Annotated in this window: 16 protein-coding genes; 1 reads left to right on the top strand and 15 read right to left on the bottom strand. The window is 37.2% G+C overall.

Annotation, left to right across the window (positions count from 1 at the left end; translation table 11 throughout):
* Positions 1–35: 35 nt before the first annotated feature.
* The 13 genes from LKE05_RS07780 to LKE05_RS07720 form a co-directional block, all read right to left on the bottom strand.
* Positions 36–1,139: a leucine-rich repeat domain-containing protein gene (locus LKE05_RS07780; RefSeq protein ID WP_147514257.1), complete on the bottom strand. Its 1,104-nt coding sequence runs from the start codon at positions 1,137–1,139 to the stop codon at positions 36–38.
* Positions 1,140–1,182: 43 nt separating this feature from the next.
* Entirely contained in the window at positions 1,183–2,181 is a 999-nt protein-coding gene (locus LKE05_RS07775) for a helix-turn-helix transcriptional regulator (RefSeq protein ID WP_308456444.1), read from the bottom strand.
* Positions 2,182–2,296: 115 nt separating this feature from the next.
* On the bottom strand, positions 2,297–3,388 hold the full coding sequence (locus tag LKE05_RS07770) for a hypothetical protein (RefSeq protein ID WP_147514259.1): 1,092 nt from the start codon (positions 3,386–3,388) through the stop codon (positions 2,297–2,299).
* A gap of 389 nt (positions 3,389–3,777) precedes the next feature.
* Positions 3,778–3,993 (bottom strand): DUF3791 domain-containing protein, encoded by a 216-nt coding sequence (locus LKE05_RS07765; protein ID WP_147514260.1) that lies wholly within the window; start codon positions 3,991–3,993, stop codon positions 3,778–3,780.
* Positions 3,990–4,460, bottom strand: a complete 471-nt coding sequence (locus LKE05_RS07760) for a DUF3990 domain-containing protein (protein ID WP_147514261.1) — start codon at positions 4,458–4,460, stop codon at positions 3,990–3,992. Before LKE05_RS07760 ends, LKE05_RS07765 begins: the two co-directional genes overlap by 4 nt.
* On the bottom strand, positions 4,457–4,696 hold the full coding sequence (locus LKE05_RS07755) for a DUF3791 domain-containing protein (protein WP_308456443.1): 240 nt from the start codon (positions 4,694–4,696) through the stop codon (positions 4,457–4,459). Before LKE05_RS07755 ends, LKE05_RS07760 begins: the two co-directional genes overlap by 4 nt.
* A 139-nt stretch (positions 4,697–4,835) precedes the next feature.
* Entirely contained in the window at positions 4,836–5,639 is an 804-nt protein-coding gene (gene larE / locus LKE05_RS07750; RefSeq protein WP_147514263.1) for an ATP-dependent sacrificial sulfur transferase LarE, read from the bottom strand.
* Positions 5,623–6,846 carry a nickel pincer cofactor biosynthesis protein LarC gene (gene larC, locus LKE05_RS07745; RefSeq protein ID WP_147514264.1) on the bottom strand — a complete coding sequence of 408 codons (1,224 nt, stop codon included), beginning with the start codon at positions 6,844–6,846 and terminating at the stop codon, positions 5,623–5,625. The genes larE and larC overlap by 17 nt, the downstream gene beginning before the upstream one ends.
* Entirely contained in the window at positions 6,843–7,601 is a 759-nt protein-coding gene (gene larB / locus LKE05_RS07740; protein WP_147514265.1) for a nickel pincer cofactor biosynthesis protein LarB, read from the bottom strand. Before larB ends, larC begins: the two co-directional genes overlap by 4 nt.
* 155 nt (positions 7,602–7,756) lie before the next feature.
* Positions 7,757–8,587: an SDR family oxidoreductase gene (locus LKE05_RS07735; RefSeq protein ID WP_147514266.1), complete on the bottom strand. Its 831-nt coding sequence runs from the start codon at positions 8,585–8,587 to the stop codon at positions 7,757–7,759.
* Between the two features lies 1 nt (position 8,588).
* Positions 8,589–9,350: a carboxymuconolactone decarboxylase family protein gene (locus LKE05_RS07730; protein WP_147514267.1), complete on the bottom strand. Its 762-nt coding sequence runs from the start codon at positions 9,348–9,350 to the stop codon at positions 8,589–8,591.
* Positions 9,351–9,366: 16 nt separating this feature from the next.
* Positions 9,367–9,885 carry a flavodoxin gene (locus LKE05_RS07725; protein WP_147514268.1) on the bottom strand — a complete coding sequence of 173 codons (519 nt, stop codon included), beginning with the start codon at positions 9,883–9,885 and terminating at the stop codon, positions 9,367–9,369.
* 135 nt (positions 9,886–10,020) lie between these two features.
* The gene (locus LKE05_RS07720; protein WP_373367875.1) at positions 10,021–10,905 is read right to left on the bottom strand and encodes a LysR family transcriptional regulator; all 885 of its coding nucleotides are present in this window, start codon (positions 10,903–10,905) and stop codon (positions 10,021–10,023) included.
* 199 nt (positions 10,906–11,104) lie between these two features.
* Between LKE05_RS07720 and LKE05_RS07715 the strand changes: the two genes are divergently transcribed.
* On the top strand, positions 11,105–17,221 hold the full coding sequence (locus LKE05_RS07715; protein WP_308456442.1) for a rhamnogalacturonan lyase family protein: 6,117 nt from the start codon (positions 11,105–11,107) through the stop codon (positions 17,219–17,221).
* A 208-nt stretch (positions 17,222–17,429) separates the two neighbouring features.
* On the opposite strand, the gene LKE05_RS07710 is transcribed toward LKE05_RS07715, so the two are convergent.
* Both LKE05_RS07710 and LKE05_RS07705 read right to left on the bottom strand, forming a co-directional pair.
* Entirely contained in the window at positions 17,430–18,374 is a 945-nt protein-coding gene (locus LKE05_RS07710; protein ID WP_147514789.1) for an ROK family protein, read from the bottom strand.
* 37 nt (positions 18,375–18,411) lie between these two features.
* On the bottom strand, positions 18,412–19,362 hold the full coding sequence (locus LKE05_RS07705) for a type I phosphomannose isomerase catalytic subunit (RefSeq protein ID WP_022230329.1): 951 nt from the start codon (positions 19,360–19,362) through the stop codon (positions 18,412–18,414).
* Positions 19,363–19,481: the final 119 nt, after the last annotated feature.

The raw sequence follows: 19,481 nt of genomic DNA, 5'->3' as shown, positions 1-19,481 counted from the left end.
TGTCTCACTCCTTGATTTTGTCTACAATCTGAACATTATATTTCTTCAAACGGTATTTCATTTTCCAACGCATATCGCTTTACATAACTGCCTTTGAATGCTCTTATCGTAAGATTTTTGCAACCATCAAACGCAGAATAGCCAATGCTTGTTACATTTGACCAAACAGTTATTTGGTTTAAGCTTTGACAATTCCAAAAAGCATAATCCCCAATGCTTGCTACATTATCCGGAATACTTACTTCTCTTAAACTTTTACATTCCTCAAATGCACCGTCACCAATATTTATCATGCCATACGGAATAGTTATTTCGTTTAAATTTTCACATCCGCCAAATACACCTTTTTCAAGGATTACGACCTTATTTGAAATATTTATTTTATTCAAATTTTTGCAACCATAAAAAGCATCCGCTCCGATATTTGTTACACTGTTTGGAATAAAAATTTCTCCCAAACTCTCACAGTTACTAAATGCACCGCAATCAATATTAAATACATTATCGGAAATTATTACTTCACTTAAGTTTTTACAATTTGCAAAAGCATGTTCTCCAATATGTTTTACACTTTCAGGAATAGTAACACTTTCCAACAAAAAGTTACCCGTAAATTCTTCCGGTCTTATCATTATTCTGCCATTTGGTATAACAATAACTGTTTGATTATTGTCACCATAAGCAAATTTTTCGGAGATTTGTCGTAAAAATTCAATATCCTTTATGCTTAGATGAATATCTATGATTTTTAAATAGTTGTAAATATTGAAAACATTTACTCTTTTCAGCGTATTACCGTTCGGATAAGATATGCGAATAATATATTGGCGACCTATTGCCACAACCGAATCACACTTTTGCTCAATCCCACTACATTCCGTTGTATCAGCTACAACAGCACAATTTTCATAGCCCATTGTTTTGACAAGAGTTTTAACTAAGTCTTCCAAGTTTTTAGAATCCACAGACCACTCTTCTGCTTTTATAAATTCTGTTTGTTTTTTTGAATACGGCACTTTGAAAACTTTTTTTGCATCTTCTCCAAGTCCCCATTCTTCTTTCATCTTTATGTCAAATAACTTTTCCCAATCAGAAACATTTTTTACTTGTATGTTTATTCTTGATTTATATTCCGACATTTACCTCACCCCTTAACCTTTAATCACTATTCTTCTGTTATCCTTAATGAGTAACATATTTATCGTTTAATTCTTTTATTGCACTCATTATCCGCTCGCGCATTGATGTCGGCTCTAACACCTCGATATGCAAACCGTATTGCATTGCCCAGTGAAAAAATGCCTCCTCATTGACTTCCACTTCTACCATACACGTATCCTCATCTTGTTTCGTTATTTTCGGTCCAAATCCAAACCAATCTATAATTTGGTCAATAATATAATTTTTCGCTTTAAACTTTACTCGTATGCTTTCACCGGCAAACATATACAGATGTTCTGCCATATGTTTCGGAAGATTAATTTCACCCTCTTTAAGTTCCTTAATCGATTTTCTTTTTTCATTCATCATTTTTATTCCGGTTATTCTATCAATGCGATAATTTGATAAAGTATCGTACTTATCATAATTGCATATCAAATAATATCTTCCATTCGTCGCCACCATTTGATACGGATTTATGACATATTCACGCTCACGTTTTGGATGTAGTTTTTTGTCCGTGCCATATGAATTATATATAAACGACACCTTTTTACCTTTTGAAATTGCCTCGTCAAGAACATCAATCGTATAAAACAGCTCCTTGTTTTCCGGACGAATTTCCGGCAAACTGCATATATGATTAACTTTTTTCTCAAAATAAATATTTGATAATCCTTTTAATTTATCAATAAGTTTTTTACATTGCTTTTGCGGAATTGTTTTTGAAAACAATACGCTGTCAATTAAAAGTCGAATTTCAGAATCATCAAATTCTCTTGTTATGTACCAATCCGTACAAATAGGTATTTCTTCACCCTTTTCATTCTTTTTTATAATTTCCGTATAATCAATACCAAAATCAAAATCTAAAAGATTCATCAAATTCCTTTTTACGGTTCTTCTGTCAACATCCATGTAATATTCTTTTTTTAATATCTCAATTATCTGTGCTTGCGTAAGACGGTGGTCCATATCCGAATACTTTTTCAGAATATCAAGAATATTTATAATAACCATTTTCTTTGGCGGTATTGTATACATAAAAATCACCTTTCAAATTTTATTCTTTAATTATTTATTATTATACAACATACAATGTGTATTTTTTTGTACATACCACTTACAATGCAAATCAATCTCTAAAAATAACATATTCATCTTTATGCGTATCTGTTGCCCGTACGTTAAATCTTTCTACGAACTCTCTAAAGAATTCACAAACTGTATCTTCATTTGTTTCATCAATAAACACTTTAAATAAATTCCTTTGATTTGCCATTTCGTTTTTTGCAGTTTTTTCTTCAATTATCCCTATCTCGTTTTTTTCATTAATAATTTGTTCAACGAACTCTCTGTCATCTTCAAAAAATTTCTTTCTGCATTCTCTCAACTTGTCCTTTTCTTTTTCATTACCGATAATTGATTTTTCATCTCGATATTGATGAAAAATTATTACATATGACTGTTTACCATTATTCGATCGTGTACCTGTTCTCACTTCATAATAAATTCTGTTTTTTTCATTCCTATCTTCTATATATCCCAATCTTTTTGCCGCCCAACCTTGATGATTATATTGAAACCATCTGTTCTCACCAAATATTTTTCTGAAATATCGGTTGCATTTATCTTCAATACCATTGACCAAACTTGCTTTTCTGTCTAACAAATACTCATAATAATCCGCAAGCATAAACTCCTTATCTTTATGCTTAGAAATAAAGTTCAGTATGTCATCAATATATATACTTTTAACTTCCGCATTAATATTTTTATCCAAATTTTCAATCACTTCTCTTTGCCAATCAAAAACATATCCTGTTTTAAAAAATACATATTGTGCTTTTTCTCTCCAACAAAGTCCGTTATCGTTAAAAAGACTGCCCGTTTTCAATTTTTCAATCTTTTCTATATATTTGCTTTCTTGATTGTCATGTAAAAATGTATCGGTTTTATCCTCAAATATAACAGGTATTATTGTTTTGCCGACACGAATATTTGCATACACATCCATATTCTTATACTGACTACGCGGGCTGTCTTTTTCAAGCTCTATATCCTTTTCTTTAATATTTTCATTATCAAGTATAAATCTTACAAAATCAATTCCTATCTGTCTGTATTTATCATCATCCGAATGACAACATTCCAAAAGCCAACATATCACTGCGTCCTGCGACAACTCTTTTTTTGCATAATTGAATATATTAGGTCTTGTAAGCATTTTTATTCCTCCTGTTTTCTGCTTTATTTGTTTTTCACTTATTATTATACATTACACGGTGTAAAAAAAATAGTACCAATAAAAAGTATTATTGTTTTCATTATAAAAAAAAAGACAATATCTATTGAACCGCCCCCAAAAGTCAGACCAAAAATCTAACTAATTGGAGGCGGTTCATCAGCTTGCCTGTTTTCCCCTACTTGCAGTCACACTCTTTCTTTATCCCGTTCGCATAAATCTTTTTGTGCTGTAAATTCGCCTGCATTTTATCTAACGCTTCACCGTTTATTCGATTTCAAACAAATGCTTTGAAATGGCTTAACAATGCGGTTTATTGGGGTTGTGTATTGTAAAATAAAAATTGTGATTTGATAATATTTTTATTATCCTTAACCATTCACTTCTTTTTGTTCATTAATCAATTCATGCACAAGATATTCATCGCTCATACAATGCATATCAGACACACCGTTACTCATTAATTCATACAACTGTGAATGATAAAAAATATCCAATGCTTTTGCGACAGTAATTGCATTTTCCTTTGCAAAAAGTTCCACAACACGAGCATATTTCTTTTGCAACAAAATCGGATTAGCATTCACAGCTGTTCACTCCCTTCAAAGTGCAAATAGGTTAATGCTTTATCTGTACGAAAAGCTATTTGTAAATTCGGTTTCTCATATCGTAGTCTGCCTATTGCTTCTGTTTTATCTATCAATCCGTCAAAGAACAACTCAACCGTGTTGAATACCTTATCATTTGCAACACCGCCAATAACCATATCATAATCTGTATTGTCTTTTCCGCTGCGACAATTCAAAATAAAATCAAGCCATTCTTCAGAATAGGAATCGAATTTCAAAATTTTAAGTGCTTTATAATCGTTTTCATCAAATTCATAACGTGTAACAATACCATTCTTCCCACGTTTCTTAAATTTACTGCACCACTTTACCGCTTGTTCGTATATTGGAGTAGTATAAAAACCTTTTCCAAAATCAACATTAGGTCTGGAATGTTTTAAATCCGGCTTGTTAATCTCTATAAACGAACCATGATATAAAATCATATTTCCACACCTCTTTCTTTCATAACTTCAATTATATCATTAATGATATAATCTTTACTCTGCGTGTGCAAAATTTCATACTCAGGAATAATATATTCATTCAAAATATTTGTTTGTTCTGTTAGCATTGAATAAACTTTTGGGGCATCAATATTTAACTTATCTGCAACATTTTCGATACAAAAAATAGCAAACTCCAATTCTTTATTGCCAAATTTCTTCTCATTATAATTCACATCAATCACCCCTTTACTGTTCAAGTATAGCATATTTTTACGAGCTTATCAATCTTATAAATTTTTTTACACGGAATATTAAACTTTGTAATATTCCAAACAATTTTATCTTTCCTTATTTTCTCAACAGGCTCATTTATTATTTATCAGTCGCAATTACTTCGTTCATACTACCCGTACGATAACCTTGTAAGTCCATAGTCACATAAGAAAATCCAAGAGCCTTTATACTTGCATATAATTCTTCTCTCATTTTAAGCATTTTTTCAAAGTCCTCCGGCAGTAATTCTATTCGTGCAATATCGCCGTGAATACGAACTCTAAACTGTTTAAAGCCCGAATTTCTCAATATTTGTTCCGCTTTTCCGACTCTCTCAAGTTTTTCGGCGGTGATTTTTTCGCCGTACACAAATCGTGACGCAAGGCAAGCGAAAGACGGTTTATTCCAAGTAGGAAGTCCGAGTTCTTCGGACACATCTCGAATTTCCTGTTTTGTAAACCCTGCCGTTTGCAGAGGGCTTAATACTCCCAATTCATGAATTGCTTTCATGCCCGGTCGATAGTCACCATTATCATCAAGGTTTGAGCCTTCCGCAACCGCATTTATACCATTTTCGGCTGCAACTTGCTTTATAAGGCTGAATATTTCTTTTTTACAGATATAACAACGATTTGTCGGATTATCCGCAAAACCGTTTATATCAAGCGGGTTAACATCACATATAATATGACGTATATTTTCACTTTTGCAAAATTCCTCCGCTTCGCAAATCTCATTACTCGGAATTATACATGAGCGTACCGTAACGGCAAGAGCATTATTTCCGAGTGCTTCCTTCGCCGCCTTTAACAAAAATGTAGAATCTACGCCACCCGAAAATGCTACTGCAACACTGCCTAACGATTTCAAATTCTCTATCATTTTCTCATACTTGCTGTTCATTTTTCTCTAATTCCTCTCCTATCAATCTGCGTGTTTCGTTTATGGAAATACCAAGTTCGTCCGCAATTCTTGCAACGTTGTCATATTCGGCTTTTACACGTTTTACACCATACCCCTCCGACTGTTTAACACGAACATCTCCGTACTTTGTTTTTACTGTGTTTTCTGTTCTGTCAAGTATGTAACGTTCACAAATATTTTGTCTAATACCTATTGTAGAAGTGTATCTGAATATTGCATTTACCATTGTTTCCTTGTCCGAAGTTTTACATATACACGAAAGCAAAGTTCCCGGGCGGTTCTTTTTCATACCGATTGGCACGGTAAACACATCAACCGCTCCCAATTTCAGAAGTTGCTCTGTCGCATATCCGATTTCCTCTGCGGTCATATCGTCAATATTACATTTTAACTCTAAAACTTGTTGTGCTTCACTTTCCGTTTCACCAAGCATAACACGAACACAATTTGCCGTTTCAAAGTCCTTTGCACCCATTCCGTAACCGATTTTTGAAACACGCATAACAGGCATATTGCCGAACTCGTCTGCAAAATGTGCCAAAAGTGCCGCACCTGTCGGCGTACACAATTCACCTTGAACGTTTCCTCCATAAATCGGAATATCCTTTAATATATATGCCGTTGCCGGTGCAGGGACAGGCAATATTCCGTGTGCACACTGCACTTGACCGCAACCTACATGAATTGGCGAAGCGATGATTTTATCAACACCCAACTCATTTATCAGCATACAGACACCTGTAATATCCGCCACTGCGTCCATTTGTCCAACCTCGTGAAAATGTATTTGTTCAATTTCACAGCCATGTGCGTGGCTTTCAGCCTCCGCAATCAAATGATACACCGCCAATATATCTGTGCGTACCTTTTCGGGAATATCAAAATGTTCTATGATATGTTCGATTTCGTGCATACCGGTATGGTGATGGTGGTGATGATGGTCATGATGATGGTCGTGATGGTCGTGCATATGCTCGTCCTCATGTTCGCCATTTACATTTACATCTATATGCGTTCCCGTTATGCCACACTTCACACTTGCCGTCTTACTTACGGTTACATTAGGAATACCAAGTTTATTTAACCTATTCAAAAATTCCTCTGCATTCGGGTGCAACTCCAACAATGCAGACATCAACATATCACCTGCCGCACCCATATTACATTCAATATATAAAGTTTTCATTCATTAAGTCCTCCCATATGATTTATCATACTTGCTTGAAATGCCGCTCCGAAACCATTATCGATATTTACAACGCTTACACCGCTTGCACAAGAATTAAGCATCGACAAAAGTGCCGCTATACCTCCGAAAGACGCACCGTAACCCACACTTGTCGGCACAGCTATAACAGGGCAATCCGCAAGTCCGCCGATAACACTTGCAAGTGCACCCTCCATTCCCGCAATCGCAATAACAACACGAGCGGTCATTATTTCTTCCGTATGCGTAAGTAATCTGTGAATACCGGCAACGCCTACATCATATAAACGTACGGTATTGTTACCAAGCATTTCAGCTGTAATTGCCGCCTCCTCCGCAATCGGTATATCACTTGTCCCGCCTGTTGCGATAACAATTTTCCCAACACGTTCTTTCGGCATAGAGCCTATAATGCCGATATTTGCCATATCGTAATAATCAAGCGGAATTTCTTTGTTGATTTTCTCTGCCTTTGCTTTGTCAAGTCTTGTGATTAAAATATCTTTTTGTCCATGTTCCGCAAAAGATTTTGAAATGCCTATGATTTGTTCGGCGGTTTTCCCTGCACCGTAAATCACTTCCGATACACCTTGACGCGATTTTCTATGAAAATCCGGTTTTGCATATCCCAAATCTTCAAACGGCTCATTTTTTATATGAAGCAATGCGTCGTCAACTAAAATATCTCCGTTTGCAACATTTTGCAATAATTTTCTGATTTCGTTCTGTTCCATAAATTCACCTTCAACGCACAAAAGGCGGCTTGCCGCATTTTGCGGCGAAGTCGCTTAATTTTGCTGATTATTCACTTTTATTATATCATTATTTATTTAATCCTTCAACCCAAGAATTAACCTCATCTCGTACATTTGAACCGACTAATGTTTAACTACTCTCCTTTTATATCTGTTGAAGCGGCAAGCTCCGTTTGTGTTTCGTAGTATGCAATTCTTTCTTTTAATCTTTCAATCGTTGCCGATAGTGCCTGTGAGCCGAGCACCATTCTAAGCGGTGCTTTTTCCATATCAACACTTTCAATTATACGTTGTGCCATTTTTGTGGGGTCTCCGGGTGCAAGTCCCTTTGAAGCATCAAGCATATTCAAAAAGCCATGACAACTTTCATACTCGTCCATAAGTTTTGCAACCTTTGCACTACCGTAACGGAACTCTGTTCTCGCACCTCCGGGCTCTACAATGGTTACTCCGATATTAAACTGTGCCACTTCCTGTGCAACCGCTTCGCAAAAGCCCTCAATACCGAATTTTGTGGCATGGTACATTGAATTTGCGGGATATGCAACTTGACCGCCATATGATGATAATTGAATAATTCTTCCGCCACCTTGTTTTCTTAAATAAGGAAGTGAAGTTTTTATAAGCTGAATTGAGCCTGTTAAATTAGTTGCGATGATGTGATTGATTTCATCGTCGGATAATTCCTCCGCACAACCAAACAAGCCGTATCCTGCATTACTTACAACAACGTCGATTTTTCCGTGTTTTTCAAATGATTCCTTTACCGTCTGTTGCACCGCCGCTACATCTGTCACGTCAAGAATACGGCAATCAAAATTTACGGGATATTTTTGTATTAAGTCCTCAACCTTTGCAGTATTCCTAACCGTTCCGATTACGACATCACCTTTTTCAAGCAACTGTTTTGTCATTTCATATCCAAAACCGCTTGACACTCCTGTAATTAACCATGTTCTACTCATTTTAAAAATCCTCCTTTTCCGCTGCACTGTTTACACATCTAAGTGCGTTTAATGAACGTGGATAGCCAATGTATGGCAGACACTGCGATATAATTTTTATTAAAAATATTTTGTCGTTTCCTATACGCATATTTGCCGCCGCATGACTTGTAAGCTGAGGTTCACAGCCGCCTTGTGCCGCAAGGAAACAAAATGTAATCATTTCACGCTGTTTGTAGTCAAGTCCTTTTCGCGTGTAATAATCGCCAAAACAATTATCGGCAAGCCATAAATTTATATGTCGGCTTTCTTCCGGTCCGGACTCCCAAAAGTCACGCATACCCTCGCCGAAAATTTCAACCTGTGCCTTTGTTCCTTCTTCACGGCGATTTTCAGTTGTTGTAGTGGCTTGATTTTCAAGCGGAAGTTTTATTCCTTTTTCAGTAAAGACTTTGTTCATCACCTTTAAAAACGGAAAAACTCTGCCTATTCCCAAATATGCCGTTGCTTGATATACAATCTCTCGTATCTCAACGGGTGTAACGCCAAAATTTATTGCCGCACCGAGCATTATCGAAAATTCATCTACGCCCTGACAGCCCAAAAGTGTGGCTAAAATTGCGATAAATCTTGTTTTATCGTCAAGGTCATCGCTGTTGACAACTTCGTCAAACGCAAAGTTATCAAATCGCTCAATAAATTCGGGATCTGTTTCCAAAAAAGCAGAATGGTATTTCGGAAACATTTTTTCATGATAATTTTTTGAAAATTCCGTTATTGCCATTTTTCTTACTCCTTTATTATTTCACTATTTGTTTTGCATGGTCCGCAACAAGCTTTTCTGATTTTGAAGCGTCTGCACCGTGAACGGCAAAACCTTTTTCAAAAATCGCTCCTGTGCATATTTTCTTTAAATCTCGCTCACAACTGCCAAGACCACTGCCCTCGTGCGTCATTACGGCAATTACCTTTTTACCGTTCCAATCAAGTCTTTCAAGCTGCGTAAACACCGCCATAGGATAAGTGCCCCACCAGCATGGACCGCATATGAATATATTTTCATATTCATCAATGCTGTCAAGGTATTTTTTAAGTTCAGGTCTTGCGCCGCTGTTAAGCTCTTGCTTTGCGTCATCAATACACTCATAATAATCGGCTGAATATTCCTTCACTGTTTCAATCTCAAATAAATCTCCGCCTACGGCTTTTTGAATAAACTCTGCGACAATCTCTGTATTTCCTTTATCCAAATTTTTAATGCTTCCGTTCCAATAATTTTGACCTTTTCTTGAATAATAAATAATTAAATTCTTTGACATTTCGTGCACCTCATTTACTTTCAATTTATGATTTAATTTTAATACAACAAACCGTTATTATCAAATCAATATTTTAATCGTTTTCATAAGTTAAACTTATGTGAAGTAAAAAATACGCACAAATATGTGCGTATTTTAATTTTTATTGAGTTGTACTTTTAATTCATTTGCAAATTCCTCTATGTAATAATTTGAATTTTTAACTTTCCAAAAAGCACAGTAATTACGCTGTATCTGTTTCCCGTCTCGTAACAGCGGTAAACGTTTTGCGGCAGGATTTATATTCCAAAATGTGCCGATACGTTCAACAGGCATAAATCCACGATTACCTGCAACCATAAGTTGTCCCTCGTCAAGAGTTTGAGCATAAATAAAGTTTCCGCCAAATCCCAGTACCTGCTGATAAAATTCACGTTCCGACTTTTGCTGTTCCTTTGACGTTATCAAAATACACGGCATATTTTTCAAATCATCAACAGTTACTCTTTCTTTTTGACTTAAATCGTTTCTTAAACAAACCTCTGCATAACAGCGTGCTTTTCCAAGTTCAAAATTCACAAATTCGTCCGAAAATGCACGTCTTTGGTCATTTATGGCAATGTCTATATCATCGGAACGTAACAAGTCATATATTTCCTCGTGCGTTCCCGTAATAACGCTTATAGACACTTCAGGATACTTTTCCGAAAATAATGCGATTGCATTATTCAATTCTATACTGCTGTAATGTTTCGGATAAGCAATTTTTAATATCAGCTCGTCATCTCGACCTATACGCTGTACTTCTTTGCATATACGTTCAGCTTCTAAAAGAAGTGCCGTTCCGTGCCTATACATATATTCACCTGCATGCGTAAGAGAAAATCGTCTGTTTTCTCTTTTTATAAGTTTAACGCCTAACTCTTTTTCAAGAGATTGTATCTGCTGTGAAATTGCCGATTGCGATATAAAACACTTCTCCGCCGCCTCCGTAAAACTGCCTTCCTCGACAATCGTGCAAAAATATTTTATTTGCCGCAATAACATATCCCCACCTACCGCTCTGTTGTTTGTTTTAGTTTCTTTACTAATTATATCATAATCAAGAATTAAAGTCACGAATAAAATATATTTTATTACTCTTAATATATTGATATTACCAATATTTATCTTGACTTTAACATAAATCAGATTTATAATTATGCAGAGAATGAATTTTTTCAGATACGGAGGTAAACTAATGAAAAAAATTACTGCAAAAGCATTAGCCGTTCTAATGGCGTGTACAATGATTCCGGCAACATTACCGATTGTTTCAAATGCCGAAGTCAACGATGTCATAGACGGTACAAGTGCTGTACTATACAGCCACGATGCATCTGACAGACCTATGGAATCATTAAACAGAGGTCTTGTCGTTCAAGCATTGAATGGCGGTAACTACTTATCTTGGCGACTTATGGTTGACGAGGACGAAGTGTACGGAACTTCAGAAAGCAATGTACCATTCAATATATATAAAAACGGTCAATTTCTTGCAACCGAAACATATTCGACAAACTATATCGACCCTAACGGTACAAGTAGTGACACATATCAGGTAGCACCGATTGTAAACGGTGTTGAGGGAGAGAAAAGCGATTCTGTCGCTCCGTTTGCAAGCGGCTCGAATTACTTTGACATTCCCGTTGACAAACCGAAGTCAACACTTACCACAACAACTACAATAACCACTGACGAGGACGGAAACGAATTACCTGAAAATCAGTGGTACACGGAAAAAAAGGTAAATGAATACACTATCGGTGATACCTCATGCGGTGACCTTGACGGTGACGGAGAATATGAACTCGTTGTAAAATGGGACTGTGCTCCACGTGACAATTCACAAGCAGGTCTTACAGGAAATGTTTATCTTGACGCATACAAGCTTAACGGCAAAAAATTATGGCGTATTGATTTAGGTAAAAATATCCGTGCAGGTGCGCACTATACCCAATTCCTTGTTTACGATTTCGACATGGACGGTAAAGCGGAAGTTGCCTGCAAAACGGCTCCGGGTTCAATTGACGGTGTGGGCAAATACGTTTCGGAAACAAGCAGTGTTGATGAAATCAGAAATGCCAATGACAATACCGTCAGCTATGTAAATCAAAACGGCTACATATTGGACGGTAACGAATACTTTACCGCATTTGACGGCGAAACAGGTAAAACAATCGATACAATATACTACCCTATCCCACGTCTTGACTACGAAAGTTGGGGCGATACAAACGGAAACCGCTGTGACAGATACGTTGCAAGCGTTGCATGGCTTGACGGTCAGCGTCCTTATGCGGTTTACTGGAGAGGTTACTACATGGGCAGAAACGGCAGACAGCGTCACGGCACATGCGGTATCAGCCTTGAAAACGGTGTCCTAAACCCTAAATACAAATTTGATACATACAGCGAGGATACCGACGCATACACTCCCGGTAACGAAAAATATGTCGGCGAGGGTAACCACAATATGACGGTTGCAGACGTTGACGACGACGGTAATGATGAATTTATAAGCGCAACGCTTTGCTATGAGGTAAACGACGAGGACAAGCTTATGCCGAAGTGGTACGGCGGCAGACAACACGGTGACGCACTTCATATCGGCAACTACGACCCTACAAACAATAATTTCGAATACTTTTCCGTTCATGAGCACGGCGATTTTGGTATGACGCTTATGGATGCAAAAACAGGTGAAGAAGCCTTCCACGTTTCCGATAGCAATGATACGGGACGTGGTCTTATGGCAAACATAGGCATGGGCGGATATTATCAGATGTCCTCTAATGCAGGTACATACGTTGCATACGGCAACAATGTGTTTAAAAAAGTAAATGCAAGTATGGGTCAGAATTTCAGAATTTTTTGGGACGGCGACCTTTACGATGAAGAACTTGACGGTCTAACCATTACTTCATGGAACGGTGCGGGACGAAGCACAATCTTCAAGGCAGACGGTTGTACAAGCATAAACAGCACAAAAGCAAACCCGGCACTTCAAGCCGACATATTCGGTGACTGGCGTGAGGAGGTTATCTACCCTCTTACGACAAACGATGCGCTTCGAGTATATACAACAAATATTCCGAGTGAATATAAAATTAAGAGTCTTATGTTTGACAGCGTGTACAGAAGCGGTGTTGCTTCGGAACAGTCGGCATATAACCAACCTCCTCATGTAAGTATGTATATGAGTGAAGCGGTAATGAGAGGTAATGTTACAAATATCAGTATTGAACACGAGCCTACAAAGAAGAATTACATCAAAGGTGAACAACTTGATACAACAGGCTTAAAACTTATCGCAACATACGAAAACGGCAGAGTAAGCGAACTTACCTATTACGAAACAAACGGCTATGACCCAAGCAAGCTCGGCGAACAGACTGTTACAGTTTCATCAGGCAACGCAAGTGCTTCCTTTAAGGTAAATGTCACAAACGGCACAACATATTACAGTGACAATTTCCAAGACAACGACCTTTCAGACATAACGATTTCACGGCAAGATAAAGCCGATCAATCGCAAAAGCTTGACGGTCTTGATTTAAATATCGGTTCAAAAAGCTCCGGCGGTGATAAAACAAGCGGTTACTTCCTCGGAAACAGAAACGGCAAAAGCTTTTTGGCATGCTTCGCCGGCAATACATCCTCGGCAAGCCGCGGTGCGTCAATAAAATTCAACGAAGAAAGCTATGTCCCTAAATTCACTGAATTAGCCGATAACGAAAAAATCGTACTTAACTTTGACGCATACTATCATTCAGAAAAAGATACAATGCAAATTTACGGCGTAACCAATTCCACAAACGGAGCAAGCAATAAGCTTATTTACGACCCTTACCTTTCATATCAGAATAACAACAGTATTCCGCTTAACGAATGGTTTAACGTAAATATCGAAATATCAAAATATGACAGCACGAATAAAAATGCAAAAAATGCGACAATCACAATGACCGACCTTGACGGCAATCAGCTTTATACAAATTCGTTTAGAACAGTCGGTCAATACATCGATAAATTTGCATTTTATGTGCCTGACGTGCAAGTTGATATAGGCTATATGTCGCTTTCGACAACAACTCTTTTCGACTCAATCGACATAACAACCGAACCTACTAAAACATCATACACCTACGGCGATGATCTTGACCTAAGCGGTATGGTTGTAAAAGCATACTATTCGGACAATACCTCAAAAACTATTACAGATTACACTGTAAGCGGTTATGACCCGACAAAGGTCGGTAAGCAGACCGTAACCGTTCATTACCTTGACATGACGGATACATTTGAAGTTACGGTAGCGGAGGGCGAACTTTCCTCAATCGAAATAGCTTCAAATCCGAGCAAAACAACCTACTTTACAGGTGAACAACTTGATACAAGCGGTTTATCCGTAAAACTAAACTATGCGAACGGCTCATCGAAAACAATAACGGACGGCTTTGACGTAAGCGGTTTTGATAATCAGACAGTCGGTACAAACACATTAACCGTTTCATACGGAGGAAAAACGACAACATTCACCGTTACAATAGTAAGCAGTGAACTTACAAGCTATGTAAATGACGACTTTGAAAGCTATGACGACTCTCAAATAACAATCAAAAGTCAAACATTAACTGAACAAAATCAAGACTTAGGACCGTTTAAATTAACATTGGGTACAAACAAACAAAAATTAGACTCATACCCGCACTTTGCAATACTTACGGATAACGGCAACAAATCACTTGAAATAGCAACCGGCGGCTCGGCAAATCCGGAAAGAGGTCCAAAGATTACGCTTGGCGACAGCGTAACTTTGCCGGAATTTGCAAACATTCCTGCAAACAAATACCTTGTATTTGACTTTGATGCGTTGTATCAAAACGATACATCAAATGTACAGCTTTGCGGAGTGACCGATTCATATTTATCAACAGCATTTAATAAGCTTACATACGACCAATATTTATCTGTAAACAAAAACGCAAATATCCCGGTAGGCGAATGGGTCAATATTCATCTTGCCGTAAACAACAAAAAGGATTTGTTCCTGACTATAAGCGACAAGTCGGGAAATGTTCTTAATTCAAGAAAAGTCACAACATCGGGCGATAAATTTGAAAAATTCGTATTCTACGGCGGTGTAGGTAAAATACAGCTTGACAATTTGAAAATATATGAAGATAAAATTTCATCAATGACTCTTACTCCTCCGACAAAAACATCATACGCACTCGGTGAAGAACTTAACCTTGACGGAATGGTCGCAAAATTAAATTATTCCGACAAGTCTGTCGGAACAACGGCTTATACGGTAAGCGGTTATGACAAAACAAAAGTCGGTATGCAGACTGTAACCGTTTCATACGGTGATTATTCGGCGAACTTTGACGTTACCGTAAACGGTATATCGTCTATCAAGGTAACACCTCCTACAAAGACAACATATCTTGAGGGGCAGGACCTTAACACTGACGGCATGGTCGTTACAGCCGTAACCACTGATAACCAAAGAATTACCGTTCCCGACGGTTACTCGGTAAGAGGTTTTAACAAGACAAAATTAGGAAAACAGACAATCACGGTTACATATCAAGGTCTGTCGACAGAATTTGAAGTCAATGTAATTTCCGTAAAGAGTATTGAACTTACAAAGCCGACAAAACTTGAATACAAATACGGCGAAAGCCTTGATACATCGGGCATGAGTGTAAAGGCTATATATGACGATAATCAAAGCGAAGTAATAAAATCCGGTTATTCCGTAACGGGCTACGACAAGACAAAATCGGGTACGCAGACAATAACCGTTACATACAGAAATCAAACGGCTACATTTGACGTTACGGTTGCAGAACCTCAAATTACGAAAATCGAAATCACTACCCCACCGACAACTACGGAATATTATGTCGGACAAGATTTGAAAACAGACGGCATGGTTGTTACCGTGACATTCGAGGACGAATCAACTCAAACTACTACGGCTTATACACTTAGCGGCTACGACAAAAAGACGGTCGGCACACAAACCGTAACAGTTCGCTACAAAGGTTTTTCCGATACATTTGATGTAACAGTCAAAGAAGCGGAAGCTGTTTCGATAAGCGGCGTAACAGTTGAAGATAAGACATATGACGGTAAGCCGATTGAATATAGCGGCACACCGACAAGCGACAACTACAGCGGTGACTATGAATACATTTGGGAAACGGCAGACGGAACAGTGCTTGACAGTGCTCCGATAAACGCAGGCAACTACAAGCTTGTCGTAAAGGTATCGGATGAAACTTTCGCACACACAGGCTCGGTTGAAATTCCGTTCACGATAAACAAAGCGGCTCTTACAATTACGGCTGAAAATAAATCTATTGCTTTCGGCATGAATGCTCCGGAATTTACATGCAAAGCTGACGGACTTGTTGACGGAGATACACTGTCAGCTACATACTCATGCGACTACACTGTTGAAAGTCCGATTGGCGATTATGCTATTATTCCGACCGATTGTACATTTACATCGGGCAGCAAGGATAACTATGACATCACATACGTAAACGGCACTCTTACCATAAAAGAAGCCCAAAAGGTTGATATAAGCGGTGTAACCGTTGAAAGCAAGACATATGACGGTGTTGCCGTTCAGTATAGCGGCACTGCAGAAAGTGCGGACTATGACGGTGAATTTGATTATATCTGGCAGACTGACAGCGGTACGGTGCTTGACTCTGCTCCGATAAACGCAGGCAACTACAAACTTGTTGTAAAAGTACCGAGTGACAACTTAGAATATGTTGGTTCGACAGAAGTTTCTTTTACAATAAATAAAGCAAATCTTACGATTACTGCTGCAAATATGAGTACAAACGTAAATTCAGTCGTGCCTGCATACAAATTTACTTCATCGGGTCTTGTCGGTGATGACGCACTTGATACAATATTCTCATGTGAGTACACAAAAGACAGTGATGTCGGTACATATGTTATCACCCCGACAGATTGTACATTTACATCGGGTGTTAAAAATAATTATAACATTGAATATGTAAACGGTACTCTTTCGATATACGGTTCAAGCTATAACAAAACATCAAAAACGGTAAAAATATATTCTAAATATGATACAGATATAGACTGTTATATAGTATCGTACGCAGAAAACGGAACTCTTGACGGTATCAAAAAAGAACATTGTTCTCTTAAAGCTGACAAAATTTCAACCATTGATATTTCATCATTAAAGATATCAGAAAATGATAGTATAAAAATATTCCTTTGGGATAACAACCTAACACCGGTTGAAATAACAAATTAATACAATAGCATTATTGCAATATAAAAGAACCGACCTCCATAGTTAAAAGGTCGGTTTTTTTTGTATTTAATTTAACTGTCTATCTACACTTTCTTTAATACAAAATACACTACATTTATCTACATTTATCTACATTTATCTATATTTATCTACATTTATCTATATTTTATGTACAAATATTAATATTTGCTTCTATACTATATATTATTTATCTATTCGCACTTAAGGCAGCACCTATAATTCCTGCATCATTATTCAAAGATGCAATTTCAATTTTTGTCTTTGGTCTATATTTATTGAATTCATTTATTTCAACAAATTTTCTGATTGGATTCAAAAGATATTCCCCTTCTTTACTTATTCCGCCACCAATAACCAAAATCTCAGGTTCAAAAATATTTATGACACTTGTTATACCGTCAGCAACATATTCTGTATATTTCTCAACCACTTCCAACCCTGCCCTATCACCTGCTTTTGCCGCCTCAAAAGCCACTCTGCCATTTACTTCACCGAATTTCCCCGAAATTTTATGCATTAAGCTGTCCGGATTGTCAGTCATTTTTAATTTAGTCTGATTTATGAGAGCAGTTACAGAACCATATGTTTCCCAGCAGCCGTGTTTCCCACAAGTACACCTTTCACCACCATTTATAAGTGTCATATGTCCCGGTTCTATTCCTACACCGTTAAATCCTCTATAAATTTTACTGTTAATAACTGCACCACCGCCTATACCTGTACCAAGTGTTATCAGAATATAGCTTGAAGCATTATGTCCATTTGCCGTATATTCGCCCAAGGCAGCTGCATTTGCGTCATTTTCAAGATTCACTGAAATATTAAGCTGTTTCTCCATAAATTTACGCATTGGCACATTCTTCATCGGGATATTATTTGAATACGATATTATACCATTTTTATTGTCCACCGTTCCCGGGCACCCAATGCCAACTGCTTCAATCTTATTAATGTCCATCTGCGACTTATCTAAAAGTGTTTTACACAATTTAGTCATATCAAGCATTATCGCTTCTATCGGACGTGTATTCAAAGTAGGAACACTATCCTTTGCAATAATTTTTCCTGTTTTATCAACAATTCCTGCAGCGATGTTAGTTCCACCTAAATCTATTCCTATATAATACTTCATCTATAAATCACTCCATTCCTTAGGTTTGTTTAAAATTTTATAAAAATGATAATATAATTTCACAAGGTCCGCTAACAGTATATTCATTATTTTGAGCGGGGATAAATATACTATCTCCCTTATTCAGTTTAAGAATCTCTCCACCCATATACAATTCCCCGCTTCCGTCTGTAATTATAAGTGAATGAAAGCTTGTTTTATCAATTCTAAGCTGCACTCTATTTTGTACTTTCAGTCGACGAACGGTGAAATAATCACATTGAGTCAAAATAATATCATCACCATCAAGCACAGAATTTGAATAAGTAGATTTTTTCAAATTTGAAGATTCAAGAGCTTCTCTAATATGTAATTCTCTTTTATTCCCGTCCTTATCGCGTCTATCATAATCATATACACGATAAGTCGTATTGGAATTCTGTTGTATTTCACATATAAGAATTCCCGCTCCTATCGCATGTACAGTTCCCGCAGGTATGAAAAATACATCTCCTTTGTGAACAGGCACCTTATTAAGTACATCTGTTATTGTATTGCTTCTGATTGCATCTTGATATTCCTGCTTTGTAATATCTTTTTTAAATCCGTAATACAGATATGCACCAACATTGCAATCGAGTATGTACCACATTTCTGTCTTAGCATTTGCACCGTCATGGCAAGTGGCATACTCGTCATCGGGATGAACCTGCACAGACAAATTCTTTTTTGCATCTATAAACTTTATAAGTATTGGAAAATCGTCAAGGGCAAGACCTTTTGTACCTACAATTTCCTTTCCAACTATATCTATGTACTCTTTCAAGCCATATCCTTGATATTTACCATTGGCTATTATACTTTGACCGTCCTTATTAGCCGATAGTTCCCAACTTTCTGCCAGTATATTCAGTTCTGATTTTTTATTAAACACAGTTTTTAATTTTGTTCCACCCCAGAGATAATCCTTAAAAACAGGAATAAGGCGAACAGGATAAAGTTCTGACACTATTTTCACTCCTTTGATATTTATAATAGCCATGTGCAAAACACTGAAAAACATAGAGTTTATACACTTTTACGGATATGGCTAATCCGTTTTGTCACTATAAATTATATTGGGTATAT

Origin of the sequence: Hominilimicola fabiformis (assembly GCF_020687385.1) — a bacterium.
Taxonomy (GTDB): Bacteria; Bacillota; Clostridia; order UBA1381; family UBA1381; genus Hominilimicola; species Hominilimicola fabiformis.
Note: the sequence above shows the minus strand (reverse complement) of the source record. Positions and strands in the feature narration are given on the sequence as shown.

What these genes read in the sequence shown, in the direction of transcription:
- LKE05_RS07770 (WP_147514259.1), bottom strand. Translation starts at nt 3,388, where the DNA reads ATGCTTACAAGACCTAATATATTCAATTATGCAAAAAAAGAGTTGTCG.
- LKE05_RS07775 (WP_308456444.1), bottom strand. Translation starts at nt 2,181, where the DNA reads ATGGTTATTATAAATATTCTTGATATTCTGAAAAAGTATTCGGATATG.
- LKE05_RS07735 (WP_147514266.1), bottom strand. Translation starts at nt 8,587, where the DNA reads ATGAGTAGAACATGGTTAATTACAGGAGTGTCAAGCGGTTTTGGATAT.
- LKE05_RS07725 (WP_147514268.1), bottom strand. Translation starts at nt 9,885, where the DNA reads ATGTCAAAGAATTTAATTATTTATTATTCAAGAAAAGGTCAAAATTAT.
- LKE05_RS07730 (WP_147514267.1), bottom strand. Translation starts at nt 9,350, where the DNA reads ATGGCAATAACGGAATTTTCAAAAAATTATCATGAAAAAATGTTTCCG.
- LKE05_RS07780 (WP_147514257.1), bottom strand. Translation starts at nt 1,139, where the DNA reads ATGTCGGAATATAAATCAAGAATAAACATACAAGTAAAAAATGTTTCT.
- LKE05_RS07760 (WP_147514261.1), bottom strand. Translation starts at nt 4,460, where the DNA reads ATGATTTTATATCATGGTTCGTTTATAGAGATTAACAAGCCGGATTTA.
- larE (WP_147514263.1), bottom strand. Translation starts at nt 5,639, where the DNA reads ATGAACAGCAAGTATGAGAAAATGATAGAGAATTTGAAATCGTTAGGC.
- LKE05_RS07715 (WP_308456442.1), top strand. Translation starts at nt 11,105, where the DNA reads ATGAAAAAAATTACTGCAAAAGCATTAGCCGTTCTAATGGCGTGTACA.
- larB (WP_147514265.1), bottom strand. Translation starts at nt 7,601, where the DNA reads ATGGAACAGAACGAAATCAGAAAATTATTGCAAAATGTTGCAAACGGA.
- larC (WP_147514264.1), bottom strand. Translation starts at nt 6,846, where the DNA reads ATGAAAACTTTATATATTGAATGTAATATGGGTGCGGCAGGTGATATG.
- LKE05_RS07710 (WP_147514789.1), bottom strand. Translation starts at nt 18,374, where the DNA reads ATGAAGTATTATATAGGAATAGATTTAGGTGGAACTAACATCGCTGCA.